The following is a 26,415-nucleotide window of genomic DNA, read 5'->3' on the forward strand; positions in this document are numbered from 1 at the left end:
TGGGACCGGACGCCGGCAGGACCGAATGCCGGGGGCGCCTGAGCGCGAGCCTCTCTACGAGCCCACTGGCAACGGTCACGAGCGACGGATCCGGGAGCGCCTGGAGCACTGGCAGGCCCTGCGCGCCGAGCGCAGGGCCTGACTGCGCGCCCTCTCCCGTCCCGCCCCTGCCGGTGGTGCCGGGTGTTTTTCTCAGGGGGTTCTCAGTACGCATCGGTGGGTTCTTTCAGGGTCATGGCGTTACATAGTGGACACCACCGGACGGAACCGGTCCCGAGGGTTGGGGAGCCCGACGACGGAACGGACCTCCGAGGCCGGCAACAGGTCTTAGGGAGCCTGGAGCCGCCGCTTCCGGTGAAGGAGGCGACCGCCTCCCCGGGTGCATGGGAACCCGGGTCGCAGACGGTCCCTCGCGAGGCTTGGACCCCCGGGTCCGGGGCACACCCCCGGACCCGGGGGTCAAGTCCACCCCAGACCGTCCCCACTTGCCTGAGCGGTCGGGAGCGGTAGGGTATGCCCCATGACGACCGTGAAGCCTGTGGCCCGCACATCGGTAGTGCGCACCCTTGGCGCGGTTCGAATGCGCATGCGCTGACAGCGCCAGCCGTCGCTGTCCCGATAAGTAACGGTCAGAGTCCGAGCCCCTCGCTCGTCGCACTCCGCGGAGCCCGCGCGCCCCGTGTTCATCCTCCACCCCGCTCGCGCGCCGTCGTCAGGCGCACGTCCTTGAGGAGCCTCGCATGCTGTCCATTCTCCCGCCCGCCCGCTCTGCCCAGACCAGCCAGCCCACCCCCGCCCAACCCTCCCGGCCGCATGCCCGCCCCGCGGCCGAGCCCCCGGCCCCCGCCGTCTCCCGATTCGACGTGGTGCATGATCGCCGCGGCACGGGGAGCCTGAAGTGGGACTTCGCCGCCGAGCGCCGTCGGCCCGAGGACGCTCTGCCCCTGTGGGTGGCGGATATGGACTACCCGACGGCGCCGTGCGTCACCAGCGCGCTGCTGTGGCGCACCCGCCACGGGATCTTCGGCTACTCCGAGCCCGACTCGGCCTATGACGCCGCCTTGACCGGCTGGTTCGCCCGGCGCTACGGCTGGCAGGTGGACGCCGAGTGGAACACGGTGACCCCCGGAGTGGTCCCGGCCCTGGCGCTGGCGGTGCGCGCATGCACGCAGCCGGGCGACTCGGTCGTCATCGAGGAGCCGGTCTACTACCCCTTCAGGGAGGTGGTGGAGGACAACGGCCGCACTGTTGTCGCAGTGCCCCTGGTGCGCGAGAGCGGCCGCTACCGCCGGGATCTTGCGGCGCTGGAGAGGGCCTTCGCCGCCGGGGCCAGGCTGTTGCTGCTGTGCAACCCGCACAACCCGGTGGGCAGGGTGTGGGACCGCGAGGAGCTTGAGGCGCTGGCGGAGGTGACGGGGCGCTATGGCGTGGTGGTGGTCGCCGATGAGATCCACGCGGATCTGGCGCTGCCCGGCTACGCGACGACGCCCTTCGCCTCTCTGCCGGGCACGGCCCGCACGATCACCTGCACCTCGCCGTCGAAGGCCTTCAACCTGGCGGGGCTCCAGGTGGCCAACATCCTCATCGCCGACGACGCCCTGCGCGCGGCCTTCCGCCGCGAGTTGGCGGCGGTGGGGTACTCCCAGCCCAATGCGCTGGGCCTGGTGGCGTGCCGGGCCGCCTATGAGCAGGGGGAGTCCTGGCTCGATGAGCTGCGGGAGCATATCGCCTCAGCACGCGAGCATGTGGTGGAGCGCCTGGCGGCGATACCGGGGGTGGAGGCCTGGCCCTGCGAGGGCACCTACCTGCTGTGGCTGGATTGCGCCGAGTTGCTGGAGGCCTCGGGGCTCAGCCCGGAGGACCTGGATGATTTCATGCTCCACCGCGCGGGGCTGTGGCTCGACGACGGCCGCATCTTCGGCGCCGGCGGCCTGGGCTTCACGCGGATCAACGTGGCCTGCCCGCGGCCGGTGCTCGACGAGGCGCTCGATCGACTGGAGTCGGCCGTCCGCGCGCTGCTCGACTCCGCCGGCCACCTCGGCCGTCATGGCCGTCGTGGCCGTCGTGACCGTCTCCCCCTGTCCGCCTGATCACCGCCAAGGAGCCGTCGATGAGCACGCAGATCCCCGCACCGCGCACCTTCCCCGTTCACCACCACCCGACGACGACCCCCACCGACTCCCTGCACCTGGAGACGGTGGTGGTGCGGGCGGGCACGGGCACTGATCCGGCCACCGGCGCGATCACGACGCCGATCCACCTGTCGACCGCCTACGGGCACCCGGGCCTGGGGGACTCGACGGGGTATGACTACACCCGCTCCGCGAATCCCACGCGCGATGTGCTGCAGGACGCGCTGGCCCGGCTGGAGGGGGGCGTGGCGGGATTCGCCCTGGCCTCGGGGATGTCGGCCCTGGAGCTGACGGTGCTGACGATGGCGCCCCACGGCAGCCGGATCGTGGCACTGCAGGACCTGTACGGGGGCTCCTTCCGGTACCTGGACGTGCTGAATGAGGAGGGCTCCCATGAGGTCGATTTCGTCACCGGGATCGAGGGGCTGCGCCTGGCCCTGAGGAGGCCTGCCTCCCTGGTGATCATCGAGACCCCGACCAATCCGATGATGGTGGAGATCGACATCGCCGAGGCGGTCGGGCTGGCTCGGGGCGCTGGTGCTCGACTGGTGGTGGACAACACCTTCTGCACCCCGGTGTTTCAGCGGCCTCTGGATCTGGGGGCCGATGCGGTGGTGCACTCGGGGACCAAGTATCTGGGCGGCCACAACGACGTCATGGCCGGCGTCGTGGTGGTGGCCGATGAGACGCTGGCGGAGCAGTTGAACTACCGGCTCAACACGACGGGCGCCACGCTGGGGCCCTTCGACTGCTTCCTGCTCCTGCGGGGGATGAAGACGCTGGCGCTGCGCATGGAGCGCCACCAGGCCAACGCGCGGGCGGTGGTGGAGTTCCTCGAGGGCAGTGAGCACGTGACCCGCGTTCTCTACCCGGGGTACTCGGGCATGGTGAGCTTCGACCTGGCCGAGTCGGCGGACATCGGCCGTTTCCTTCAGGCGGTGCGGGTGTTCACCTTCGCCGAGTCCCTGGGCGGCGTGGAGTCCCTGGTGACATGCCCGGCGGTACAGACGCATGCGGATGTTCCCCAGGAGGTGCGGGCCTCCTACGGCCTGACCGATCGTCTCCTGCGCCTGAGCGTGGGCATCGAGCACGCCGGGGACCTCGTGGAGGACCTCCGCCAAGCGCTGGAGGCGGCCCGGGTATAGGGGCCCGCTGGGCTGCTCATGGGCTACTCAGCCGGGCCGGGCCCGTGGCGTCCCAGCGCTACCGGGTCACGGCGCTACCAGGACTCGGGCACGGGCCGCCCCTCGGCGTAGCCGGATGCCGACTGGACGCCCACGATCGCCCGCTCGCGGAACTCGGGGATGCTCGCGGCCCCGGCGTAGGTGAAGGAGGAGCGCACGCCCGAGATGATCTCGTCAATGAGATCCTCCACCCCGGGCCGCTGGGGATCCAGGTACATGCGCCCGGCGCTGATCCCCTCCTCGAACAGGGCCTTGCGGGCCCGATCGAAGGCGTCCTCCCCCGAGGTCCGGGTGGTCACCGCCCGCTTGGAGGCCATGCCGAAGGACTCCTTGTAGGCCCGCCCCTGCGCATCGTGGAGCAGGTCCCCGGGGGACTCGTGCGTGCCGGCGAACCATGAGCCCACCATGACATTCGAGGCCCCCGCCGCCAGGGCCAGGGCGACGTCGCGGGGATGGCGCACACCGCCGTCGGCCCACACGTGCGCGCCCAGGCGGGCGGCCTCCTGGGCGCACTCCAGCACCGCCGAGAACTGGGGCCTGCCCACTCCGGTCTGCATGCGGGTGGTGCACATGGCGCCCGGCCCGACCCCCACCTTGACGATGGAGGCCCCGGCCTCCACCAGGTCGCGCACGCCGGCCGCCGAGACGACATTGCCCGCCACCACGGGCACAGCCTCCCCCAGGGCCGAGCGCACCGAGGACACCGCCTCCAGCATTCGCTCCTGATGCCCGTGAGCGGTGTCGACCACCAGCACGTCAACGCCCGCGTCCACCAGCCGCTCGGCGCGGCCGGCCGGATCCCCGTTCATGCCGATCGCCGCCGCCACACGCAGGCGCCCCTGCCGGTCGACAGCCGGGGCGTAGATCGTCGAGCGCACCGCGCCCTCGCGCGTCAGCATGCCCACCAGGCGGTCCTTGGCATCCACGACCGGCGCGAGCCGGCGCCGGGCCGCCCGCAGCCGCCTGAAGGCCTCCCTGGCATCGATCCCATCGGGCAGGGTCATGAGCTCGGTGGACATGACCTCGCAGACCTGGGTGAACCGATCCACCCCGGAGACATCGGAGAGATCCACCAGCCCCACCGGCTGGCGCGTCGCCGGGTCAACGACCACGGCCGCCCCGTGCGAGCGCTTGGGGATCAGGCCCAGTGCATAGCCGCAGGTGTGATGCGGCTTGACCGTCACCGCCGTGTCATAGAACAGATGGGAGGCCTTGACCTCGGCCACCGTCTCGATGACCACATCGAGGGGGATGTCCTGGGGGATGACCGCCATCGCTCCGCGCCGCGCCACCGTCTCCGCCATGCGCTTGCCGGCCACGGCCGTCATGTTGGCCACCACCAGGGGGATCGTCGTCCCGGTCGCGTCATCCGTGGCCAGATTGACCGCCATTCGCGACCCGACCCCCGAGCGCGAGGGCACCATGAAGACGTCGTCATAGGTCAGATCGTGGGTGGGCGTCATGCCGTTGAGGAACTTCACCGTTCGATCCTAGCGAGGGCCACCCCCACGAATCGATCCGCTCCGAGCGCACCGCGCTGCGGGCCGCCCGCGCCACGGTGCCGCCCGGGCAGCCTGAACCGAGCGGCCCGGGCGGCACCGTGGGGCCGTCAGGCCCGGGAGATCCGTGAGGCCTCGGCGACCTGCTCGGGGGTGGGGCGAACCCCGGTGTACAGGGCGAACTGCTCGGCGGCCTGGAGGGCGATGACCTCCGCGCCGCTGATGACCGGCTTGCCGGCCGCCTCGGCGGCCCGCACGAGGGGGGTCCTCGAGGGGAAGGCGACGACGTCGAAGACGGTGGTGGCGGCCTCGATGAGCTCCTGCCCCACCGGCAGATCGTGCTCGGCCGGCCCGCCGGCCATGCCGACGGGAGTGGCGTTGAGGAGCAGGTCGGCGGCGCCGTCGGGCAGCTCTGCGGCGGTGGCCACCCAACTCCACCCGTACTGCTCGGCCAGGGCCGGACCGGTGGTGGCGTTGCGGGCCACGACGGTGCCCGGTCCGAAGCCGGCGTCGGTCAGGGCCGCCACACAGGCCTTGGCCATGCCGCCCGCCCCCAGGACCGCGCAGGAGGTGCGCGGCACGTCATGGGTGTCGAGCAGGGTCCGGATGGCGATGAAATCGGTGTTGTAGGCCACGAGGCGCCCGTCGTCGTTGACGATGGTGTTGACCGAGTGGATGGCCTGCGCCGACGGCGTCATCTCGTCGACGAGCTCGATGACGTCCTCCTTCCACGGCATGGACACCGAGCAGCCGCGGATGCCCAGGCCGCGCACTCCGGCGATGACCGCGGTGATGTCGGTGGTCGTGAAGGCCTTGTAGACGAAGTCCAGGTCGAGGACCTCGTAGAGGTGGTTGTGGAAGCGGGTGCCGATATTGGTGGGCCGAGCTGACAGGGAGATGCACAACTGCGTGTCTTTGGTGATGTCTCGCACAAGCCCATCCTGCCACGCTCGCGGCCTCGGCTCGCCGATCTTGGGCATTGAAAACACCCCGACGCCGACTTGACAGCCGATAGCGGGGTGCTGGTGCGCCCGAAGGGATTCGAACCCCCAACCTTCTGATCCGTAGTCAGATGCTCTATCCGTTGAGCTACAGGCGCCTGTCGCTTCCGACAGGAAGGAACACTACTCGCGCGCCATGGCGCGGACAAATCCGATCCTCGTGAGGCTGGGCACAGCCCCACGAGGATCGGCGCTTAGCCGGCTGTTCCCCCGCCGAGCATGAGGAGCGTCGGCACCATGCTGATCGTGCCGATCACCACCCACACGAGCATGGCGCGCGCCCACTTGCGGCGCTCCGGCTTGGCAGAGCCGAAGAAGCCCACGAACACGAGGTAGATCAGTCCCACCACGGGGATCGCGCACAGGAAGGTGGCCAGAATCCAGCTGAGCTGTGAGTCCCCCTCGTCATCCTGTGAGGCGGACGGCAGGAGAGGGCCCGCCCCCTCGGGCTGGCGCAGGGGCATGGCGGGGGCGACCGGCGTGGCCTTCGGCTGCTCAGGGCCAGTCGTCTCCCATGGGGCAGGGCCTCCCGTGACCGCTGGGGAGCCCGCCGTCGAGCTGCCGGGCACGCCCGGGGCCGACGACGGCTGGCCAGGGGCGTCGCCGTACTGGCCGGAGCCCGGCAGGCCGGAGGCGGGCTGGCCGGGTCCAGGCCCCTGGGCGGGCGGGAGGCCGTCGCCGCCGGGCTGGGCCGGGGGCTGGAAGGGGTTGCCGACTGCCTGAGCAGGCGCCGGGCCGGGCTGCTGGGGCCCGGCTCCCTGGCTGAAGGGCGAGGCCTGCTGGTCCATGGCCTGAGCCTCAGCGCGAGCCGTGGCCACCGGGAAGACCGAGGACATGCCGACCTCGCCGTTCTCGCGATGTCCCCACTTGCTCTCACCGGCGTCAGGGGCCGAGGCGGTTCCCGGGGCCGAGGGGGCGCTGAAAGGCGAGCCGGTGCCCGGGGCTGAGGGCAGCCCCACTCCGGTCCCACCAGGCCCACCCGGGGCCGACGGCGCGCCTGGGGCACCGCCAGGGGCACCGTAGCCCTGACCCTCCGAATCGAGCCCGGGGGCCGAGGGGGCGCTGAAGGGCGAGCCGGTGCCCGGGGCTGAGGGCAGCCCCGCTCCGGTCCCACCAGGCCCACCCGGGGCAGCGCCCGGCGCCGACGGCGCGCTGAAGGGCGAGCCGATCGCAGGCCGATCGGGTTGGCCCGGCACGGCGCCAAAGGGCGCTCCCGGGGCCGAGGGCGCGCCTGGGGCACCGCCAGGGGCACCGTAGCCCTGGCCCTCCGAATCGAGCCCGGGGGCCGAGGGGGCGCTGAAGGGCGAGCCGGTGCCCGGGGCTGAGGGCAGCCCCGCTCCGGTCCCACCAGGCCCACCCGGGGCAGCGCCCGGGGCCGAGGGGGCGCTGAAGGGGGAGCCGGTGCCCGGGGCTGAGGGCAGCCCCGCTCCGGTCCCACCAGGCCCACCCGGGGCAGCGCCCGGGGCCGAGGGGGCACTGAAGGGGGAGCCGATCGCGGGCCGATCGGGCTGGCCCCACGGTGTCTGCTGCATCGGCTGGTCCGCCTGCGGAGCGCCCGGGGCTGCTGGCATCTGTGCTCTCAGCCCCTGGGCATCCGCCTGTCGCGGCGCCTCCGGCGAGGGGTGCTGGTACTGCGTGACCCGCGGGCCGGCGGCCGGGGAGGCCCCGGGGGCCATGGCAGTGGCCGGCTGACCGGGCTGGCTCGTCTGGAAGGGCGATGGGTGGACCGGCCCCTGCCCGGGCTCGGAGACCCGGGGCGAGGACGCACCGGCGCCCATCGGGTAGGCCTGGGTCTGCTCCTCAGGGGGAGGACCTGAGCGCTGCGGCGGCTCAGCCGGCCGCCACGAGCCCGGCGCGGGCGTGCCCGGCACTGCCCCCGGCGCACCGGGGGCGGGAGTTCCCGCGGCGGGGGTCCCCGGCGCGGCGTGGGCGCCCGCAGTGGGCTGGGCGGCATGCGCGCCCGGCGTCCCAGGCGCGGCGTACTGCTCGCGCCGCGGGGCCTGCGAAGCCGCCGAGGCAGCATCCTGGGCCTGCGACTCGGCTCGAGCCGCGTCCAGAGTGCTCTGGTTGATTAAAACGGTCTGCGCGTTGAAGTCCGCTTGCTGTCCATCGTCCTGCGGGACGCTTGGACGATGTGTGTCACTGCCGGAGTCAGACATGATGAGTCCTTTCGCACGTGGTTTGCGGACACGTATCCTGGATTCTGCCCCGTGGGCCTATGCGCTTCAACCACTACGGCGCATGATTCGTCGTGGGCCACGGTGAGCGCTCCCCACTGCTGCCGGCAGGCATACCCCCGAATGACGCTGGCCAGGGCCGAACGCGCCCGGCCCGCAGAGGTGAGCTGTGTTCTCCCCCAGCGTCATCTGATCATCCGATCGTGCGACCGGCTCAGTCCCCCTGAGAGTGCTGCCGCACGTTGAACATCCAGCCCGTGCCAAACCGGTCGGTCAACGAGCCGTAGATGTCGCCCCAGATCTGCACTCCCAGGGGCATCTCGATGTCAGCGCCCTGGCTCAGGGCATCGAACCAGGTCCGGACCTGCGCCTCGTCGTCGGCCATGATGGCCAGGTTGACGTCGTTGCCGCGGTTGAGAGTCACAGGAGCGACCCCCTCAGGCACATCGGCGGCGCTGAGGACGACCACCGGACCGTTGAGCTCGGAGTGCATGACCTGGTCGGCGGCCGGGTGGTCGGCGGGCAGGGCGCCCAGGTCGGCGAAGCTCGCCACGGTCAGCTCGCCGCCGAAGACCTCGTGGTAGAAGGTCATGGCCTCACGGGTGGTGCCGGGGAAGTTGAGATACGGGCGCAGAGTCGCTGTCATGGGTCAAGAGTCCCACACGCCTCACACCGGCTGCCGCATCCTGCCGGGCGCGCCGTCAGCGCCGCGGTCGAGGGGCCCGCCACAGCAACAGCCCCGGACTGCGTGCAGTCCGGGGCGGGCTCGGCGGAGATGGGGAGATTCGAACTCCCGAGGGGCTTCCACCCCAACCTCCTTAGCAGGGAGGCGCACTAGGCCACTATGCGACATCTCCAGTGCTCCACGAGCGTGGGAGGCAGCCTACCGGGCACGGGCCCGGCGGGCAAACCGCGGAGAGGGAGGGATTCGAACCCCCGGTGCGCCAGGCGCACAGCGGTTTTCAAGACCGCCACATTCGGCCGCTCTGTCACCTCTCCAGTGCCCCGAACCCTACCACCCCCGGCCGGTGGCATGCCCACCCGCCGCCCGACGGCGCCGGCATGCCTCGGAGGCCATCGGTGTCCGGCGACCCCGGCGACGACGCCGTCGGCCCTTCCCGAGGGACGACGGTCAGCCGCGGGAGAAGAACCCCCGGCGCCGGGGCTGCTGGGCGTGGACCGGCAGCGGGGAGGCGGGCTCGTCCAGGCGCCCCTCGGCCAGGGCCTGACCCATCGCCGGCCACACGGGCAGGCGCGGCATCAGCGTCATCTGCAGGGCGTGGTAGATATCGGGGTGCCCGTCCCAGGTGCGGGTCGAGGGCCGGCCCTGGGGGTCGAGCTCATGGGTCCACACCCCGGGCGCCTCGATGAGGTACTCCTCGGCGTAGTCGAGCCAGGAGCGGTAGCAGTGCTCGTAGAGCTCGACGTCGATCTCGCCGCGCCCGTCGTCGAGCAGCGCCTGCCGCAGGGCGGCCGCCGCGCTCACGCCCTCGCACACCACCCAGTGCATGCGCTCGCGCACCACCGGGCTGCCGGAGAAGTCCGTGGTGTAGACGAAGCCCGGGCCGCCGTCGACCCGCCAGCCATCGGTGCGCGCACGGTCGAACAGCTCCTCGGCCGCGCTGAGCATCCAGTCGGGCACGGGCAGTGAGCGGGCCACCAGGGCGCCGCGGGCCTGGACCGTCAGGCGCGACCACTCCAGGCCGTGACCCGGCGTCGCCCCGAAGGGCCTGAAGGGGTGGGCGGGCTCGTCGCGGTTGTAGTCCATCCGGGGCCGCCAGGCGGTGTCGTAGTGCTCCGGCAGGCGCCACTCATTGCCTCGGGCCTGGAGGTTGACCGCGAAGTCGATGATCTGGACGGCCCGCTCCAGCCAGCGGACATCCCCGGTGACGTCGGCGGTGGCCAGGTAGGCCTCAACCGTGTGCATGGCGGCGTTGATGCCCCGGTAGTCCTCGGGGTCGGTGAAGTCGGCGGCATAGGACTCGTTGGTCAGGCCGTAGCGCTCATCCCACCAGTAGCGGTCCTGGATGGCCATGGCATCCCGCAGGAGCTCATGGGCGCCGGGCCGGTCCGCGGCTGTGGCGGTGGCGGCGGCCAGCAGCACGAAGGAGTGCTGGTAGCCCTCCTTGCGCGCCTGGGGATCCACCGGAGTGCCCCGACCCTGCTCGTCGACCTCATGGTGCACGGCGCTGTGCCAGCCCCCGTTGTCATGATCGCGCAGGGCGGTGCTCAGGGCGTGCACGCCGTGGTCGGCGTAGCGCCGGCAGCCCGGGATGCCCATGAGAGCGCCCAGCGAGTAGCAGAAGGTCATGCGCCCGGTGATCCACAGCTCCACGGGATGGTTGGGGTCCACTGCGCCGTCGGCGCCGATCCATCCGAATCCCGCGGGCACGGCCGACGCCCTCGCATAGCGGAGCAGGGCGTGCGTCTCAGCGGCGAGCCAGCGATTGTGCTCAGGGGCGCCGAACCATCCAAGTCCCATTGGTCCTCCTCGACCAGATCCTCGCGTTGAGGACGGCGGCCGGCCAGGTGGTGGTGCGCCGTCGTCATCCGGCGGAAGGCTATCAGGAGGGGAGGTGCCTGTGTCCACCGCCACGTCCGGCCGGGAGCGCAGGCGGGCGACGTCGGGGAGCGGCGAGCGTGGCCGGGTGACGGGCGCCGGTTCGCGTCAACGACGAGGGTTCGCTCGGCGGCCGGCGATCGCCCAGTGCGTCGTCGTCGACGACGAGTGTTTGCGTAGACGACGAGCCTTTGCGTCAATCACCCCTGTGCGAACCCTCGTCGGATGACGCGAACCCTCGTCCGATACGCAGAGGCACGTTCACGGCGCCCCGGCCGCTGGCGACTGCCACTGGCTACCCCGCTCGGCGCCTCGACGAGTGCGCTGATCAGTCGTTAAGTCGATGGAGCCAGTAGCCGGGTTCGCGGCGGTCATGAGCGTAGGCAAGGATCAGGATCGCCTCCCGCTCCACGGCGTAGACGATACGGTACGGGTAACCGTGAACAGCCCTGCTGCGGATGACAGTGCCATCGCCAGCGGTTGTGAAGGGTGGTGCGGCGCTCGGCCAATCAGCGATGTCATGGCGGGCGCGCTGCGCCCGGTCGATGAGCGCGAGGCCCACTCCAGGCTCCTGCTCCTCATACCAGTGCACCGCAGCATCGAACTCGGCGACGGCTTCGGGATGCTCCAGCTGGGGCAGGGTCATGCGGTCAGTGAGGCCCGCAGCCGGGCGTAGTGCTCGTCAGCATCCACCACTTCGACGGAACCGGCGCGCACCTCGGCAAGTCGCCGGGTGGCCTCGGCCCGCCACACTGCATCGACCTCGCTCGTATCGGCTGCGCCATGAAGGCTCTCGAGCAGCGCATTGGCAACGACGGCGCGCTGATCGGCATCGAGCGCGAGAACGTCTCGGATCAGTGCCTGAGTGTCCGGTGCCATGTCTCCAAGCCTACGTCGGCCGGCCGGCGATCGCCCAGTGCGCCGTCGTCGACGACGTGAGTTCGCGTCAACGACGAGGGTTCGCGTAGACGACGAGACTTTGCGTCAATCGCCCCTGTGCTACCCCCAGTTCGATGACGCAAACCCTCGTCCGGTACGCAGAGGCACGTTCACGGCGCCCGGGGTGCTCGGCGAGGCAGGGATGAGGCAGGGGCGAAGGCGCTCTCGGGAACCGGCCCTCTAGATGAGCAGGCTGTCCGCGCGCGGCGCGTAGGCCTCGTCGAGCACCAGGCAGGCAGCGCCCACCGGGCCCACCTGCCGCCCCAGCGGTGAGGCCAGCATGCGGATCGGGGCGGGGGTGGCGTGAACCGCGTGCCGCGTCAGCAGCTCCTGAGCCGCGGGCTCCACCAGGGCGCGCATCTGATCCCAGTGCGGCCCGCCCACCAGGAGCGTGCGGATATCCAGCAGCTCGCTCCAGGGGATGATCGCCCTGGCGATCGACCGGCCCGCCTGGGCGAAGATCTCCCCCGCCCGCTCATCGCCCTGAGCGGCCAACCCGATGAGGCACTGGAAGGCGTCGTCGATCATCTGCGGGCCCTGGCCCCGATCCCCCGGCAGGCTGATCCCGGCGGAGCGGGCCAGCCGGACCATGACGAGCTCCCCGGCCGCCGCGCCCAGGCAGGCGCCCCCGCACTGACACCGCGGGCCTGCCGGATCGGCCGGGACATGGCCGGCCTCCCCGGCGTTCCCACCCTCCCCGCGCACCACCTCCGAGCCGAGCACCGTGGCCAGGGCCACCCCCGCGCCCACGTAGAGAAACGCGTAGTCGGCAGTGCCCGAGGCCGCGTCGCGCCAGGTGTGCGCCGTCGCCGCGGCGATGATGTCCTTCTCCAGCAGCACTGTGGCACCGGTCAGCTCAGCCAGTGCGCCGCGCAGCGGGATGCGGTGCCAGCCGGGGAGCAGTGGAGGGCTGACCGTGCCGGCCTCCTCATCCAGGGGCCCGGGGGCGGCTACCCCCACGCCGAGGAGGCGCTCGCGGGGCAGACCGGTCAGGCCGATCGCCGCCTCGATGCGGCTGGCCAGGTGCCGGGTGACGGCAGCGGGCTGGTCGGGCGAGGGCAGGGGCTCGTAGACCTCGGCGATCACCGCCCCGGACAGGTCGACGGCGACGATGCCCAGCCAGGCCGGGTCCAGGTGGACCCCCACCGCGAATCGCGCCGAGGGGTTGAGGCGGAGCCGCGTGCCGGGGCGCCCGCGCCCGCCCCGGGTCAGGGTTCCGGCCTCCTCGATCAACTGGGTGTCGAGCAGCTCCTTGACCACGTTGGAGACCGTCTGGGGGGCCAGGCGGGTGCGCCTGCCCAGCTGGGCGCGAGTGAGCCCCCGGCTGGAGCCGCGGATCGCCTCCAGGACCACGGCGCGGTTGAAGGAGCCGACCCGGGGGAGGTTGCTGCCGCGGCGCATGGCGTCTCCTTGCCCGGCCCTGCCGGGTCCTGTGGTTCTGGTCGATGGGTCCCGATCGATGCGGCCCACCTGGTCCGGCCGCGCGGGAACACCACCACACTAGATCATCGCTCCCCGCGCCCTGGGGGCGATGACGGCCCGGCGACGGCGGACCCCGGCGCCGGCCGACCTCGGCGCCACTCGCCCAGCCCCGCGCCACCCAGCCCCACACAGGTCACGATTCGATAACGATGCCCTTCCAGCATCTCAGCCCATTTTTTCTATTTGCTAGAGTTATTCACCTCACAGACTCAGCGCGGAGTCTGCGATCCCACAGGAGCGAAGGAGCCCCACCATGACCCCACCCCGAATCGCGCCGTGGTCGGCGCGCACGCCCATCAGCCGCCGCACCCTGCTGACCGCCGGCGCCATCACCGCGACCGCCCTGGCAGCAGGCTGCTCAAGATCCTCCTCATCGCGATCCGAGAACACCATCAAGGTCGCCTACCAGAAGACCTCCTCCTTCCACCAGCTCCACGACCTGCTGGAGAAGGTCAAGCCGGAGTTCGAGGCCGCCAACAAGGGCATCACCATCGAGCTGGTCCCCATCGAGGCCGAGCAGGACCAGTACTTCACCAAGCTCGCCCTCATGAACGGCTCGCCCTCCACCGCCCCCGATGTCATCTACGAGGACACCTTCCAGATCCGCTCCGACGCCGCCGCCGGCTACCTCCTGGCCATCGACGACTACGCCAAGGCCTGGGCGGACTGGGACGCCCAGTACCTCGACACCGCCAAGGAGGCCGGCCTGGGCGATGACGGCAAGCTCTACGGCATCCCCATGACCACCGACACCCGGGGCATCTACTTCAACAAGACGATCTTCTCCCAGGCCGGCCTGGCCGCCGACTGGCAGCCCACCACCTGGGAGGACATCCTCACGGCCGCGCGGGCCATCAAGTCCGCCGCCCCCGATGTCACCCCCCTCAACATCTTCGTGGGCAAGGCCGCCGGGGAGGCCACCACCATGCAGGGCTTCGAGATGCTGCTCTACGGCACCTCCAGCACCCTCTACGACGACGCCGCCAAGAAGTGGATCACCGGCTCCAAGGGCTTCGTGGACTCCCTGACCTTCATGAAGACGGTCTACTCCGAGGGCCTGGGCCCCTCCCTGGATGTGGCCCTGGACGCCACGGTCGGCTCGAAGATGTCCACCGAGCTCATCCCCCAGGGCAAGGTCGCCATCGCCATCGACGGCTCCTGGCTGCCGGGGACCTGGATGAGCAAGGAGAACGCCTGGCCCGAGTGGGAGCAGACCATCGGCCTGGCCAAGATGCCCACGCAGACCGGCCAGAAGCCGGGCTTCACCTCGATGTCCGGGGGCTGGACCCTGGCAGTGGGCTCCCAGAGCGCCAACCCCCAGGCCGCCTTCGACCTCATCGCCATGGCCCTGAACCGGGACAACGCCCTGAAGTACGCCACCGAGTCCTCCGGGATCACCCTGCGCAAGGACGTCGCCGAGGACGAGGCCTACCTGAGCTACAACCCCAGTTTCGAGTTCTTCTCCAGCCTCGTGGAGCACACCCACTTCCGCCCCACCACGCCGGACTACTCGCAGATCTCCTCCAACATCCAGGTGGCCTGCGAATCCGTCGCCTCAGGCCAGGCCACCCCGGAGCAGGCGGCCGCCACCTACGACGAGGCCCTCATCTCCCTGGTGGGCAAGGATGCCGTCCAGGCCGCCAATGGCTGACCAGCACTCCCCTGGCGCGAGAGCCGGGGCGGGCGGTGCCGGATCCGGCATCTCGGCCCGCCCCGGCCGGGCGGTGGTGCGCATGCTCCCGCTCCTGCCCGCCGTCGCACTGCTGGCGGCCTTCCTGGCCGGGCCCATCATCTACTCGCTCTACGGCTCACTGACCAACTCGGCCCTGACCGGCTACCGCGCCGCCAACCCCGAGTTCGTCGGGCTGGACAACTATGCGGCCCTCCTGTCCGACGCGAACTTCCTGTCCTCGATACTGCTGACGGTGGTCTTCGTGGGGGCCTCGGCCGTCGTCGGGCAGAACGTCCTGGGCATGGCCCTGGCCCTGCTCATGCGCCATGCGGCCCGCCCCTGGCCCTCGATCGTGGGCGGCATCGTCGTCACCGCCTGGGTGCTGCCCGAGATCGTGGCCGCCTTCGCCTGCTACGCCTTCTTCTCCCCCAGCGGCACGCTCAACTCGCTGCTGGCCGCGGTCGGATTGGAGGGGCCGTCCTGGCTGCTGACCATGCCGATGACCGCCGTCATCCTGGCCAATGTCTGGCGCGGGACCGCCTTCTCCATGATGGTCTACCACGCCGCCCTGGCCGAGGTCCCCCCGGAGGTCATCGAGTCGGCGCAGATCGACGGCGCCTCTGGCCTGCAGAGCTTCACGCGGATCACCCTGCCCATGATCCGCCGCTCGATCGCCACCAACCTCATGCTCATCACCCTCCAGACCCTGGGCGTGTTCACCCTCATCTGGGTCATGACCGGCGGGGGCCCGGGCACCTCCAGCTCCACTCTGCCGGTGCTGGCCTACCAGGAGGCCTTCAAGTTCTCCCAGGTGGGCTACGGGACCGCGATCGCCACCGTGACCCTGGTGGTGGGCGCGATCTTCTCCATCGTCTACATCAGGGTCCTCAAGCCGGAGGTGGACTGACATGAGCTCGCAGCTGTCCCTGTCCTCGCCCCGACGGCGCGCCACCCGCGCGGCCGCCACACTCGTCCTGGCCCTGGCCGGAGCCTGCTTCCTGCTTCCCATGGCCTGGATCGTCCTGGCCGCCGTCAACCCGAGGGCCACCCTGGCCGTGGAGCTTCCCAGCGCCTGGACGACGTCGAACTTCACCGAGATCCTCACCGTCCAGGACACGTTCCGCCCGCTGTGGAACTCGGCGCTGATCTCCCTGGGGACGGCGGGGCTGACGGTGCTGGTCGCCATCCTGGCGGCCTACCCGCTCTCCCGCTTCGAGATGCGCTTCCACAGGCCCTTCATGTACACGATCCTGTTCGGCACCTGCCTGCCGATCACGGCCATGATGGTGCCGGTCTACGCCCTGTTCGTCTCCATGCACATGCTCGACTCCATCGCCGGCACCGTGGCCTTCATGGCGGCAGCCGCCCTGCCCATGGCGATCTGGATGATGAAGAACTTCATGGACTCCGTGCCGGTCTCCCTGGAGGAGGCCTCCTGGGTGGACGGCGCCTCGGGCATGCAGGCGCTGTGGCACATCGTGGTCCCCCTCATGAAGCCGGGGATCGCCGTGGTCTTCATCTTCGTGTTCACCGGGGCCTGGGGGAACTTCTTCGTCCCCTTCGTCCTGCTCTTCTCCCCCGAGAACCAGCCGGCCGCCGTGGCCATCTACAACTTCTTCGGCACGCATGGCGCCATCGCCTACGGCCGACTCGCCGCCTTCTCCATCTTCTACTCGGCTCCTGTTCTCCTGCTCTACGTCCTTGTGCAGCGGCGCAGCGGTGGCGGATTCGCCATGGCCGGCGCCGTCAAGGGCTGAGGCGGGACCAGAAGCGGGAAAGGACCCCCATGCACACCAATCCGCAGCTGACCGAGCAGCGCGCCGCCCGCACCCTGGAGCAGCGCATCATCCCCGCGATCCACACCGCCGTCGAGCCCCTGGAGCTGAGCGCCTGGAGCACTGAGGAGCCGGTCCCCTTCAGCCAGGCCGCCCAGCAGGACTACCGGCCCATCGCCGTGGGCGCCCCCTGGGGCCCGCCGTGGTCCACCACGTGGCTGCACGCCACCGGCTCGGTGCCCGCCGGGTGGAGGCAGCGGGAGGGCTGCGCCGTCGAGCTCGTCGTCGACCTGGGCTTCACCACCACCCAGCCCGGCTTCCAGGCCGAGGGTCTGCTGCGCCGGGCGGATGGCTCGGCCATCAAGGCCGTCTCCCCGCGCAACCAGAGCGCCTCATGGTCCGGGGAGCCCGACGCCGTCGACATCTACATCGAGGCCGCCGCCAACCCGGATGTGGCCGGCGGGTTCGGATTCGCCCCCACGCCCTACGGCTACCGGGAGACGGCGGGAAGCGAGCCCCTCTACACGCTGCGCCGGGTCGACCTCGCCCTGCGGGACCTGACCGTGTGGGAGCTGGCCCAGGACCTGACCGTCCTGCTTCAGCTGGCCGCCGCCCTGCCCCTGGACTCCACGCGCCGGGCCCGCATCGACCTCGCCCTGGAGCGGGCCATTGACGAGGTCGATCCCCTGGACATCTCCGGGACCGCGGCCGCGGCCCGCGCCCGGCTGGCCGGGGTCCTGGCCAGCCCCGCCCACGCCAGCGCCCACCATGTCATCGCCACCGGGCACGCCCATATCGACTCGGCCTGGCTGTGGCCGGTGCGCGAGACCGTGCGCAAGTGCATCCGCACCTTCTCCTCGGTGCTGGCCCTCATGGAGGAGGACCCGGACTTCGTCTTCGCCTGCTCCTCGGCCCAGCAGTACGCCTGGGTCAAGGAGCATGATCCCGGGCTCTACGAGCGCATCCGCCAGCGCGTGGCCGAGGGCCGCTTCATCCCCGTGGGGGGCATGTGGCTGGAGGCGGACACCAATATGCCCGGCTCGGAGGCCATGGCCCGCCAGATGATCGAGGGCAAGTCCTTCTTCCTGGCGGAGTTCGGGGTCGAGACCCTGGATGTGTGGCTGCCGGACTCCTTCGGCTACACCGGCTCGCTTCCCGGCATCATCAGGGCCGCCGGATCGCGCTGGTTCCTGTCCCAGAAGCTGTCGTGGAACGACACCGACGCCATGCCCCACCACACCTTCACCTGGGAGGGCATCGATGGCTCCCGGGTGCTGACCCACTTCCCCCCGGTGGACTCCTACAACTCGGCTCTCAGCGTCTCCGACCTGCTCCACGCCGAGGCCAATTTCAAGGAGAAGGCCGTGGCCTCCTCCTCCATCGTCCCCTTCGGCTACGGCGACGGCGGAGGCGGCCCCACCCGCGAGATGCTCGCCGCCGCCCGGAGATTCGCCGACCTGGAGGCGGTGCCCACCGTTGAGCAGGCCAGCCCCAACACCTTCTTCGAGCGCACCGAGGCCGATCAGGAGACCCAGGGCGGGCTGCCGGTGTGGAGCGGGGAGATGTACCTGGAGTTCCACCGGGGCACCTACACCTCCCAGCTGCGCACCAAGCAGGGGAATCGGCGCAGCGAGCACCTGCTGCGCGAGGCCGAGCTGTGGGCGGCCACCGCCGCCGTGCGCCAGGGCGCGGACTACCCCTACGAGCTGCTCAAGGACTGCTGGCGCACGGTGCTGCGCAATCAGTTCCACGACATCCTGCCCGGCACCTGCATCGGCTGGGTCTACCAGCGAACCGAGGCCGAGTACGCCCAGGTGGCCGCCGATCTTGAGGCCGTCATCGACAGCTCCGCCGCCGCGCTGGTCGGCCAGGGCTCCCAGGAGCTCTGCCTCAACGCCGCCCCGTCCCCGCGCGACGGCGTGCCCTCCTTGGGGATCGGCCCCGCCACCGCCTGGGAGGGCGACGGCGTGGTCATCGAGCAGGACGAGGGCACCACGGTGCTGGACAACGGCCTGCTGCGGGTGACCATCGACGGGGCGGGCCTCATCGTCTCCCTGGTGGACCTGGAGGCCGGGCGCGAGGTCCTGGCCGAGGGCCAGGCCGCAGGGCTGCTCCAGCTGCACCGGGACCTGCCCCGCCAGTGGGATGCCTGGGACATCGACCGGGAGTACCGCAACACGGTCGAGGATGTCACCGGCGTCAGCGACCTGTCGGTGGAGCGCCGGGGCGCCCAGGCCGTGGTGCGCCTGAGCCGGCCGCTGGGCCAGGACTCCAGCGTGGCCCAGGAGATCCGCCTGTCGCCGGGCTCCAAGCAGGTGGTGCTGGACCTCGACATCGACTGGCATGAGCGGCAGAGGCTGCTCAAGCTCGCCTTCCCCCTGGATCTCAAGGCCGATGCCTCCACCGCCGAGATGCAGTTCGGGCATGTCTCGCGGCCCACCCACCAGAACACCTCCTGGGATGCGGCCCGCTACGAGATCTGCGCCCACCGCTGGATCCATGTGGGCGAGGAGGGCTACGGCGTCGCCGTGCTCAATGACTCGACCTACGGCCATGACGTGACCCGGGGCGTGGACCGCCTGGGCCGGCCGACGACGACGGTGCGCCTGTCCCTGGTGCGCGCCCCGCTCTTCCCCGACCCCCAGGCCGACCAGGGCCGCCACCGCCTGAGCGTGGCCCTGCGACCGGGCGCCGAGATCGGCCAGGCGGTCACGGAGGGCTACGCCTTCAACCTCCCCCGGCGCACCGTGCTGGGCGGCCGGGAGGTCGAGCCCCTGGTGGAGGTCGAGGGGCTGGGAGTCGTCGTCGAGGCGGTCAAGCTCGCCGAGGACCGCAGCGGCGATGTCATCGTGCGCCTCTACGAGTCCCGAGGGGCTCGCACCCGCGCCACGCTGAGCGCCGGCTTCCCCGTGGAGGGCATCGAGGCGGTGGATCTGCTGGAGCGGCCGGATCAGGGCGCCGGGGCGCAGCTGGAGGCCGGAGACGGGCAGAGTGCCGGGGACGCCGGGGACGCCGGGGACTCGGTGTCCTTCGAGCTCAGGCCCTTCCAGATCCTCAGCCTGCGCCTGCGCCGCTGAGGGCCTGGACGCGCCGGCGGGCTCAGCTGGGCCAGGCGGACTCCGCTTGGCCCAGCGCCTCCTTGGCCGTCACCTCGCCGGAGAGCCACTGGGTCAGGCCCTTCCACAGAGCGCCCGTGCCCACGTCGACGGGCATGCGGTCCGAGGCGTCGATCCGCATCGTGGTCTCGCGGGACTGCAGGGTCACAGTGGCCTGGCGCGCCACCGCCGAGGGAATGGTCGAGGCATCCACTCCGCGGTTGGCGGTGGCCACGCCCCCCAGCTCCACCCGGGCCTGGGCCCACCGGTCCGTGCTGAGATAGGTCAGGACCGCCTCCTGGGCCGGCCCCCGGGAGAAGGCCAGCACATAGTCCGTTCCCACCATGACGGCGTCGGAGTTCTCCTGGCTATCGGGGACGGTGAAGGCGGTCACCGTGTTGGAGGTGTCCACGGCGGCGCCGCTGGGAGCCAGGGCGCCGGTCCGGTCGGTCCCCTCCTGCGCCGAGGCGGTGGTCTGGGGCGCTCCGGGAACGGTCGCCGTGGTCGTGCCCGAGGCGTCGGCGACAGCCGTGCCCGCCGGCAGCTGGCCCTCGAAGGAGGAGGAGGCGTGCAGCATGAGGCAGCGGCCCTCGACCAGGGCCGCACCGGCGTCCTCGGGGGTCATCGCCAGGGCTCCCTCGCGTCCACCCAGCACATGGCCCGGGGCCAGCACCAGGGACTCGACCTCCTCCAGCGCGCCCACCGCCGCGGAATCGTCCACCGGGATCTTGTGCTCCCACCAGGCGTCATAGGTGCCGGGCCCCTGCGTGGCCAGGAGGGCCTCCTCCAGCCAGTCGGTCATGACCCAGCCGGTGGCCTCGCCGTCGGCCACGCCCAGGCACCAGGGGGCCACGGCCCCGTCGGGGTGATCGGCGCGGATCCGCTTGGTCAGGGCCTGGAGCTCGGCCCAGGTGGTGGGGACCTCGTAGCCGGCCTGGGAGAAGGCCTGCGGGGAGTACCAGATCAGGGACTTCACCGAGGCCATGAGCGGGGCCGCGTAGGGCACGGAGTCGTAGGTGCCCGCCTGGGCCCACTGGCGGTCCCAGCCCAGCTCCACGTTGGCGTTGACCGCCTCGGGCAGGGGCTGGACGACGCCGGTGTCCACCATCTCGGTCACGAGCCCCTGTTGGGGGATGATCGCCAGATCCGCCAGCGCCTGGTGGCGGTCCTTCGCCGCCGGCGTGGCACCGCTGGCCGTGGCGGTGTCCGCCCCCGAGGCGGCCAGCAGGTCGGCCTCCAGGGAGGTGGAGCCGGTGTGGACGACGTCAATTCCCGTGCATCCCTCGAAGCGCACCAGCGAGGCCTCGAAGCGCTCGGCCTCCACGCCGGTGAAGGCCGAGACCACGGTGACCTGATCGCCGTCGAAGGTCCCGTAGACCTCGTAGGGGGTGCAGGCCTCGGCCGGGGAGTCGGGCCCGGAGCAGCCGGCCAGGCCGGCGCAGGCCATCATGAGGGCCAGGCCGGCTGCCAGGGGGCCGCTCCGGGCGCGGATCCGGGATGGGGGAGGGAGGGGAGTCATGAGATCTGCCTTGCTCTTTCCACGAGTGCATCCAGGACGGCGGCGCAGCCATCGGACCACACCGGCGCTGTCAGGAGGTTGCCGCGGTCTCGCACCCACTGGGGGGCGCTGCCCATGACGGCGCCCACCCCGGCCCACTCGATCATCTCGACATCATTACTGCCGTCGCCCACGGCCAGGGCGCGGGCGGGCTCCAGGCCCAGACGGGCCGTGAGGGCCTCCAGGGCGGATGCCTTGGTCACCCCCTGGGGGGCCACATCCAGCCAGGCTGTCCAGCCGATGGCGTAGGTCACGGAGTGCAGGCCCGATTCGGCGACCAGGGCGCTGAACTCCTCGACGCCCATGCCGGGGGCGCGCAGCACCACGCGGGTCACCGGCCGGGAGCACAGCTCCTCCATGGAGACCACCTCCTGGCCCTCGATGAGCTCCCCGTCGGGGAAGGGCCGGGAGACCTTGAAGCCGCCGCCGGGAACCTCCACGGCGGCGATCCCGTCGGGAATGGCCTCCAGGAGGGCGGCGATGGCCGGGCCGGGGTCGAAGGTGCGCTGGTCGACGACCTCGTAGCCGCCGGGGGCATCGGGCTCCAGCCTCACGGTCAGGGCGCCGTTGGCGCAGATCATCCAGCCGCTGGTCAGGCCCACATGCCGGGCCACCGGCATGGCGGCCTGGACGCCGCGGCCGGTGGAGATGACGACGGGGACCCCGTAGGCGCGCAGGCGGGCGATGGAGGCCATGACCCGCTCGGAGACGCAGCCGTCCATGTCCAGGATGGTGCCGTCGACATCCAGCGCCACCAGGGTCCTGGAGTCGGGGGCCAGGGGCGCGCCGCCGGCGGCCTCCAGGGCGTCGAGGTCGGCGATCCGGTCCTGGACCAGGCCGTGGTACTCCTCATGCCCGGGCCGACGGCGCAGCAGGGCGCCGGGGTGCTCGCTCGAGCCTCCCAGTCCCAGCTGCGGCACCAGGGGCTGACCGGAGGGCTGGATGGGATCGTCGACGGCGGGCACCGCGGTCTGCCGCGCGGGCCGCGCGGGATTCTCAGCATTCTCAGCCCCGGGCTCTGCGCCCTCCGGCAGGCTGGTGGCGAGGCCGCCGTCGGCGGTGGGCACGGCCATGGCCTCAGGCCCCGGCCGCCGTGATGGCCTCCAGGCCGCCCAGGTAGGGCCGCAGCCCCTCCGGGACGCGCACCGAGCCGTCCGGGAGCTGGTGGTTCTCCAGGATGGCGACCATCCACCGGGTGGTGGCCAGGGTTCCGTTGAGGGTGGCCACGGGGGAGGTGCCGCTCTCGCGGCGCTCGCGCACGGCCAGGCGGCGGGCCTGGAAGGTGGTGCAGTTGGAGGTGGAGGTGACCTCCATCCAGCGCTCCTGAGTGGGCAGCCAGGCCTCGCAGTCGAACTTGCGGGCCGCTGAGGATCCCAGGTCCCCGGCGGCGGTGTCGATGACCCGGTAGGGCAGCTCGACCAGGGCCAGCATCTCCTCCTCCAGGGCCAGGAGGCGGGCGTGCTCCTCGGTCGCCTCCTCGGGGCGGCAGTAGGAGAACATCTCGGCCTTGTTGAACTGGTGGACGCGGATGATGCCGCGGGTGTCCTTGCCCGCGGCCCCGGCCTCGCGCCGGTAGCAGGTGGACCAGCCCAGGTAGCGCCGCGGACCATCCGACAGGTCGAGGATCTCGTCGGCGTGGTAGCCGGCCAGGGCGACCTCGGAGGTGCCGGTCAGGTAGAGGTCGTCGGCGCCCAGGTGGTAGATCTCATCGCTGTGGGCGCCCAGGAACCCGGTGCCGCCCATGACCTGGGGGGTCACGAGGGTGGGGGTGGTCATGGGGGTGAATCCGTGGTCCAGGGCCCGGTCCAGGGCAGCGGTCATGAGGGCCAGCTCCAGGCGCATGCCCCAGCCCTTGAGGAAGTAGAAGCGCGAGCCGGAGACCTTGGCGCCGCGCCGGGTGTCGATGATGTCCAGTCCCTCGCCCAGGGCCAGGTGGTCGGCGGGGGTGAAGCCCTCGGCGGCGAAGTCGCGCGGCTGGCCGCCCTCGTGGCGCAGCACGACGTAGTCCTCCTCGCCTCCGGTGGGGGCGCCGTCGATGAGGTTGTGGAACTGGCCGGCCAGCTCATCGAGGGCGGCGGCGGCCTCGGCGGCGGCGGCCTCGGCGGCCTTGACCCTCTCGGCGAGCTCCTTGGCCCGGGCCAGGACGGCGGGGCGCTCCTCGGGCGAGGCCTTGCCCACTGACTTCGAGACGGTCTTCTGCTCGGCGCGCAGGGACTCGAAGGCGCCCAGGGAGGCGCGGCGGGACTCGTCCGCGGCCAGGATCCGGTCCACCAGGGCGACGTCGGCGCCGCGGGCGCGCTGGCTGGCGCGGAAGGGCTCGGGGTTGTCACGAAGCGCGCGGAGGTCGATCATGGGGCCGAGTCTATCCAGATCGGCCCCTGCCCTCAGCCGGCACAGGGCCGGGCGGGCGGCTCAGGCGGTTGCGGAGCGCCCGAGGTGCTGGTCGCGGTAGGCGATCCAGGCCGCCCTGACCTGCGCTGCTGTGGCGGCGGGGTCCCAGATGTCCTCGCGCTCCAGCCAGCGGACCAGGTCCTCGACCTGCTCAGGGGTCGCCTCCTCCCGGGCGTCGCGCAGGATCGTGATGGCGGTCTCGGTGTCGAGGTGCTGGGTGACGATGCCGCAGACCCCCTCCAGGACCCGGAGCAGGACCCCGGCGGACAGGTTCGCCCGCTGGGAGTAGGCCTGCCAGGCCTGGGCCAGGGAGGTGGTCAGCGTCCAGGAGTCCTGGGGCGGTGCCCCGGCGGCTTCGAGCTGCCGCCGTCCGGTGATGTGGTCGGCGATCGCCCGGCGATCCGCCGGCGTTGCCCTGACCCCGGTGAGGATGTCCTCGATGAGGGAGGCGGTGTGGGCCAGATCCGGGGTGCTGCTCGCGCTCACAGCGGCCTGCGCCTGCCGTCGGCAGTCAGGGGATGAGCCTGTCAGGACGGAGTGCTGTGGCATGGGTGAATTCCTTGTCCTCGAGACACTCTGGTCGACGGCGGCCGGCGACATGGTCGCCGCCACCGCCAGCACGACTATGTCACGGGAGTATAAATATTTCCACTCCCAAGGAATAACTGTCCGCTCCCCGGTCCCCCGCCCTGACTCCCCGGCGGTGAGTCCCGGTGATGCTGTGAGGGCCAGGCCGGGTGGCCTGGCCCTCACAGCATCGCCGGGCGGTTGTCGGGACGGGGCGGTGCCCCGACCCGCCGCCTCAGCGCGCGGGCAGGGCGCGCTGGCGGTCGCGGGCGGCGAAGGCCAGCCGCAGGGCGTAGAGCTCCTTGACGGAGGAGGCGACCTCGTCGTCGGGCATGAGGGCGCTGACCCTCATGAGCAGGCGGGTGCGCAGCCCCGGGGGCTGGGGCGCCGCGCTCTCACCGAGCAGGTGGATGAGCAGGTCGGCCGTCTGGTCGGGGTCGGAGGGATCCTCGCCCGTGAGCACGCCCGGGGCGTCGGCGGAGCTGCGGCGGATGAGGTGGAGGGCGTCATTGGTCTCGACAACCAGCCGGACCAGGCGCTCGCGCCGGGTGAGCCGATCCGCGGGGAGCATCACCCCCGGGTGGAGCCTGGTCACCTCGCGCCACAGGGGCTCGACGATATCGGTGCCCACGCTCGTGGCCAGCGCCGACTGCCCCTCGACGACGATGGTGCGGATGCCGCCCACCGCGATCATGCCCAGCAGGAAGGCGATGGTCGCCAGGAACAGCTGCCTGTGCACGGCGTCGTAGTCGGAGCCGACGCTCTCCAGCAGTGCGAGCCAGCCGACCACGACATAGCCCACGGCGGTGACGACCGAGCAGATCCCCAGGATGAGTGAGATCCGGGCGAGAAGCGGCTGCTGGCCCCGCATCAGCGCCCGGACGCAGCCGTAGCCGCAGGCGATGGCCGTGACCGCGATGGTCGTGTCGAACAGGCCGTAGTAGAGGAGGATCGCCGGGGAGCGGCCGGCCTCCGTGTAGGGGTACAGGCTCCCGTCGGACTGAAGCGGCATGAGCCAGAACAGCGCGCACTGCAGGATCCCGACGGCGCCCGCCAGCCACCAGTAGCGACGGGCCGCGCGCCGGGTGATGGAGGTGCGCCGGAAGGTCAGGACGAGGATGATCACCGTGGTCATGGTGACCAGGAAGATCAGGCGCTTGATCAGGTCGATGACCGGAACGTCCCCGAGAACACTGGTGCTTTCCCGCAGAACCGCCGATATGAGCATGGTGGCGGCGGCCCAGCGCAGCAGGACCGTGCGCGGCCCGCGCCCTTTGTGCAGCACCAGGACCACGAGGAGTAGGGCAACGGCGACGCCGACAACGATGAGAGAGGTGATGGAACCCGGCATAGGCCTCGTGCGCTTTCTAGGAGAAGGGATGATCAGCGCCGCGAGCGCGGGGGTTCGCGGCGGCTAGGGCCACACCGACCCACACCGACATCGTACAGATTCTCACGGCCTGTGGGCCCTGGCAGCGCGTCCTGACAGGAAGTCGAGCAGGTCGGAGCCGCGAATCCTGCGGTTGAGCTCGAGCATGAGGCGAGTGGCGGTGAGCTCGGCACGCCGCTCCTGCGGGGTGTCGAAGGTTGTCCGGTAGCTCGCGGCGCTCCGCTCGGCGCAGACATCCCCGTGCAGGACGTGCGCGAGCTCATGGAGGATGGTCTGGGTGCAGTTGAGCGGGGCCAGCCGAGGGTCGTAGTAGACCTTGGCGGCGCTGCCGACCGAGACCGTCAGGCCGTTGACCTCGGCGCTCCGAATCCCCTCGGGGATGGGCGCGATGACCACGCGCATGCCGCGCAGGCGGCCGATCGCCTCCCCCAGGCTCTGCACGGTGGGGCGCTCGGGCCAGTCGATGCTGCTCAGGGCGTCCCGCTGATCCTGGAGGTCCTGGCGCTCCTCCATGTCCTGGGCTGCGCTCACTGCCATCACATCTCCCGGTCCTGGGCGGGGTCGTCCAGCTGCTCGCTGCGGCGGGCGAGCTCCACGATGGCCCGGATGCTCGCCAGGGCCTCATCGCTGAGCCCGTGGACCCGCATGGCCACCATCCGCTCCTGGGGCGTCAGGCGCTCCTGGCCGGGCTCGTCCTCCTCGGAGTCGGTGAAGTAGGACAGTGGCACGCCGAAGGCATCGGCCAGGGCGCGCAGGTGCTGCAGCCGGGGGTTCTTGGCCTGACCGGTGCGCAGCTGGTGCAGATAGCTCACGGACATCGTCGCGATGCCCCGCTCCTCCATGCGCGCCGTGATCTCCTGAAGGGTCACCGGCCGCCGCAGAGGACCGCCGGTCTGCGCGAACAGCTCTTCGAGCCGTTGGGCAATACTCACGATGGACTCCCTACTGTGTCGGGCTCGTGTTGGGATCGGGCTGGCACAGGTCGGCTGATGA

Annotated in this window: 21 protein-coding genes and 3 tRNA genes; 6 read left to right on the forward strand and 18 right to left on the reverse strand. The window is 71.4% G+C overall.

Annotation, left to right across the window (positions count from 1 at the left end):
- Nucleotides 1-740: 740 nt before the first annotated feature.
- Both EL266_RS01825 and EL266_RS01830 read left to right on the forward strand, forming a co-directional pair.
- Nucleotides 741-2,090, forward strand: a complete 1,350-nt coding sequence (locus EL266_RS01825) for a MalY/PatB family protein (protein WP_051281491.1) — start codon at nt 741-743, stop codon at nt 2,088-2,090.
- A gap of 20 nt (nt 2,091-2,110) precedes the next feature.
- On the forward strand, nt 2,111-3,277 hold the full coding sequence (locus tag EL266_RS01830; protein WP_051281492.1) for a PLP-dependent transferase: 1,167 nt from the start codon (nt 2,111-2,113) through the stop codon (nt 3,275-3,277).
- Between the two features lie 74 nt (nt 3,278-3,351).
- On the opposite strand, the gene EL266_RS01835 is transcribed toward EL266_RS01830, so the two are convergent.
- The 11 genes from EL266_RS01835 to EL266_RS01885 form a co-directional block, all read right to left on the reverse strand.
- Nucleotides 3,352-4,797: a GuaB1 family IMP dehydrogenase-related protein gene (locus EL266_RS01835; RefSeq protein ID WP_026428159.1), complete on the reverse strand. Its 1,446-nt coding sequence runs from the start codon at nt 4,795-4,797 to the stop codon at nt 3,352-3,354.
- Between the two features lie 128 nt (nt 4,798-4,925).
- Entirely contained in the window at nt 4,926-5,747 is an 822-nt protein-coding gene (locus EL266_RS01840; protein ID WP_026428160.1) for a shikimate 5-dehydrogenase, read from the reverse strand.
- A gap of 91 nt (nt 5,748-5,838) precedes the next feature.
- A tRNA-Arg gene (locus EL266_RS01845) sits at nt 5,839-5,914 on the reverse strand.
- Nucleotides 5,915-6,010: 96 nt separating this feature from the next.
- Nucleotides 6,011-7,975, reverse strand: coding sequence for a hypothetical protein (locus EL266_RS01850; RefSeq protein ID WP_126412061.1), 1,965 nt, complete (start codon nt 7,973-7,975; stop codon nt 6,011-6,013).
- Nucleotides 7,976-8,207: 232 nt separating this feature from the next.
- Entirely contained in the window at nt 8,208-8,639 is a 432-nt protein-coding gene (locus tag EL266_RS01855; protein ID WP_026428161.1) for a VOC family protein, read from the reverse strand.
- 124 nt (nt 8,640-8,763) lie between these two features.
- Nucleotides 8,764-8,850, reverse strand: a tRNA-Ser gene (locus EL266_RS01860).
- 56 nt (nt 8,851-8,906) lie between these two features.
- Nucleotides 8,907-8,992 (reverse strand) — tRNA-Ser (locus EL266_RS01865).
- A 133-nt stretch (nt 8,993-9,125) separates the two neighbouring features.
- On the reverse strand, nt 9,126-10,475 hold the full coding sequence (locus EL266_RS01870) for an AGE family epimerase/isomerase (protein WP_026428162.1): 1,350 nt from the start codon (nt 10,473-10,475) through the stop codon (nt 9,126-9,128).
- 406 nt (nt 10,476-10,881) lie between these two features.
- Entirely contained in the window at nt 10,882-11,199 is a 318-nt protein-coding gene (locus EL266_RS01875) for a type II toxin-antitoxin system RelE/ParE family toxin (RefSeq protein WP_026428163.1), read from the reverse strand.
- The gene (locus EL266_RS01880) at nt 11,196-11,432 is read right to left on the reverse strand and encodes an addiction module protein (RefSeq protein WP_026428164.1); all 237 of its coding nucleotides are present in this window, start codon (nt 11,430-11,432) and stop codon (nt 11,196-11,198) included. The genes EL266_RS01875 and EL266_RS01880 overlap by 4 nt, the downstream gene beginning before the upstream one ends.
- 240 nt (nt 11,433-11,672) lie before the next feature.
- A complete protein-coding gene (locus EL266_RS01885) occupies nt 11,673-12,893 on the reverse strand; it encodes an ROK family transcriptional regulator (RefSeq protein ID WP_026428165.1) in 1,221 nt (406 codons plus the stop codon).
- Between the two features lie 334 nt (nt 12,894-13,227).
- Between EL266_RS01885 and EL266_RS01890 the strand changes: the two genes are divergently transcribed.
- The 4 genes from EL266_RS01890 to EL266_RS01905 are packed head-to-tail and all read left to right on the forward strand — an operon-like array spanning nt 13,228 to nt 19,498.
- Nucleotides 13,228-14,625 (forward strand): extracellular solute-binding protein, encoded by a 1,398-nt coding sequence (locus tag EL266_RS01890; protein ID WP_051281493.1) that lies wholly within the window; start codon nt 13,228-13,230, stop codon nt 14,623-14,625.
- Complete coding sequence (locus tag EL266_RS01895) at nt 14,618-15,553, forward strand: carbohydrate ABC transporter permease (protein ID WP_026428167.1); 936 nt, start codon at nt 14,618-14,620, stop codon at nt 15,551-15,553. Before EL266_RS01890 ends, EL266_RS01895 begins: the two co-directional genes overlap by 8 nt.
- 1 nt (nt 15,554) lies before the next feature.
- Nucleotides 15,555-16,403, forward strand: a complete 849-nt coding sequence (locus EL266_RS01900; protein ID WP_034515841.1) for a carbohydrate ABC transporter permease — start codon at nt 15,555-15,557, stop codon at nt 16,401-16,403.
- A gap of 29 nt (nt 16,404-16,432) precedes the next feature.
- Nucleotides 16,433-19,498: an alpha-mannosidase gene (locus EL266_RS01905; RefSeq protein ID WP_026428169.1), complete on the forward strand. Its 3,066-nt coding sequence runs from the start codon at nt 16,433-16,435 to the stop codon at nt 19,496-19,498.
- 22 nt (nt 19,499-19,520) lie between these two features.
- Here EL266_RS01905 and EL266_RS01910 read toward each other — a convergent pair whose 3' ends face one another.
- From EL266_RS01910 to EL266_RS01940, 7 genes are all read right to left on the reverse strand, one after another.
- Nucleotides 19,521-21,035: an ABC transporter substrate-binding protein gene (locus EL266_RS01910; protein ID WP_051281494.1), complete on the reverse strand. Its 1,515-nt coding sequence runs from the start codon at nt 21,033-21,035 to the stop codon at nt 19,521-19,523.
- Nucleotides 21,032-22,147 (reverse strand): HAD family hydrolase, encoded by a 1,116-nt coding sequence (locus tag EL266_RS01915; RefSeq protein ID WP_084501210.1) that lies wholly within the window; start codon nt 22,145-22,147, stop codon nt 21,032-21,034. The genes EL266_RS01910 and EL266_RS01915 overlap by 4 nt, the downstream gene beginning before the upstream one ends.
- 4 nt (nt 22,148-22,151) lie before the next feature.
- Nucleotides 22,152-23,426 (reverse strand): serine--tRNA ligase, encoded by a 1,275-nt coding sequence (gene serS, locus EL266_RS01920; RefSeq protein ID WP_026428171.1) that lies wholly within the window; start codon nt 23,424-23,426, stop codon nt 22,152-22,154.
- 60 nt (nt 23,427-23,486) lie between these two features.
- Entirely contained in the window at nt 23,487-24,014 is a 528-nt protein-coding gene (locus EL266_RS01925) for a hypothetical protein (protein WP_026428172.1), read from the reverse strand.
- Nucleotides 24,015-24,267: 253 nt separating this feature from the next.
- Nucleotides 24,268-25,383, reverse strand: a complete 1,116-nt coding sequence (locus EL266_RS01930) for a hypothetical protein (protein ID WP_026428173.1) — start codon at nt 25,381-25,383, stop codon at nt 24,268-24,270.
- A gap of 102 nt (nt 25,384-25,485) precedes the next feature.
- Nucleotides 25,486-25,959 (reverse strand): ImmA/IrrE family metallo-endopeptidase, encoded by a 474-nt coding sequence (locus EL266_RS01935; RefSeq protein ID WP_026428174.1) that lies wholly within the window; start codon nt 25,957-25,959, stop codon nt 25,486-25,488.
- Complete coding sequence (locus EL266_RS01940) at nt 25,959-26,354, reverse strand: helix-turn-helix domain-containing protein (protein WP_126412063.1); 396 nt, start codon at nt 26,352-26,354, stop codon at nt 25,959-25,961. The genes EL266_RS01935 and EL266_RS01940 overlap by 1 nt, the downstream gene beginning before the upstream one ends.
- Nucleotides 26,355-26,415: the final 61 nt, after the last annotated feature.

This window comes from Actinomyces slackii, from assembly GCF_900637295.1.
GTDB classification, from domain to species: Bacteria; Actinomycetota; Actinomycetes; order Actinomycetales; family Actinomycetaceae; genus Actinomyces; species Actinomyces slackii.

Excerpts from the sequence above, each read along its gene's own strand:
- EL266_RS01825 (WP_051281491.1), top strand. The coding sequence starts at position 741 with ATGCTGTCCATTCTCCCGCCCGCCCGCTCTGCCCAGACCAGCCAGCCC.
- EL266_RS01910 (WP_051281494.1), bottom strand. The coding sequence starts at position 21,035 with ATGACTCCCCTCCCTCCCCCATCCCGGATCCGCGCCCGGAGCGGCCCC.
- EL266_RS01895 (WP_026428167.1), top strand. The coding sequence starts at position 14,618 with ATGGCTGACCAGCACTCCCCTGGCGCGAGAGCCGGGGCGGGCGGTGCC.
- EL266_RS01890 (WP_051281493.1), top strand. The coding sequence starts at position 13,228 with ATGACCCCACCCCGAATCGCGCCGTGGTCGGCGCGCACGCCCATCAGC.
- EL266_RS01925 (WP_026428172.1), bottom strand. The coding sequence starts at position 24,014 with ATGCCACAGCACTCCGTCCTGACAGGCTCATCCCCTGACTGCCGACGG.
- EL266_RS01915 (WP_084501210.1), bottom strand. The coding sequence starts at position 22,147 with ATGGCCGTGCCCACCGCCGACGGCGGCCTCGCCACCAGCCTGCCGGAG.
- EL266_RS01870 (WP_026428162.1), bottom strand. The coding sequence starts at position 10,475 with ATGGGACTTGGATGGTTCGGCGCCCCTGAGCACAATCGCTGGCTCGCC.
- EL266_RS01850 (WP_126412061.1), bottom strand. The coding sequence starts at position 7,975 with ATGTCTGACTCCGGCAGTGACACACATCGTCCAAGCGTCCCGCAGGAC.
- EL266_RS01900 (WP_034515841.1), top strand. The coding sequence starts at position 15,555 with ATGAGCTCGCAGCTGTCCCTGTCCTCGCCCCGACGGCGCGCCACCCGC.
- EL266_RS01885 (WP_026428165.1), bottom strand. The coding sequence starts at position 12,893 with ATGCGCCGCGGCAGCAACCTCCCCCGGGTCGGCTCCTTCAACCGCGCC.
- EL266_RS01930 (WP_026428173.1), bottom strand. The coding sequence starts at position 25,383 with ATGCCGGGTTCCATCACCTCTCTCATCGTTGTCGGCGTCGCCGTTGCC.
- EL266_RS01935 (WP_026428174.1), bottom strand. The coding sequence starts at position 25,959 with ATGGCAGTGAGCGCAGCCCAGGACATGGAGGAGCGCCAGGACCTCCAG.
- EL266_RS01830 (WP_051281492.1), top strand. The coding sequence starts at position 2,111 with ATGAGCACGCAGATCCCCGCACCGCGCACCTTCCCCGTTCACCACCAC.
- serS (WP_026428171.1), bottom strand. The coding sequence starts at position 23,426 with ATGATCGACCTCCGCGCGCTTCGTGACAACCCCGAGCCCTTCCGCGCC.
- EL266_RS01875 (WP_026428163.1), bottom strand. The coding sequence starts at position 11,199 with ATGACCCTGCCCCAGCTGGAGCATCCCGAAGCCGTCGCCGAGTTCGAT.
- EL266_RS01905 (WP_026428169.1), top strand. The coding sequence starts at position 16,433 with ATGCACACCAATCCGCAGCTGACCGAGCAGCGCGCCGCCCGCACCCTG.
- EL266_RS01855 (WP_026428161.1), bottom strand. The coding sequence starts at position 8,639 with ATGACAGCGACTCTGCGCCCGTATCTCAACTTCCCCGGCACCACCCGT.
- EL266_RS01880 (WP_026428164.1), bottom strand. The coding sequence starts at position 11,432 with ATGGCACCGGACACTCAGGCACTGATCCGAGACGTTCTCGCGCTCGAT.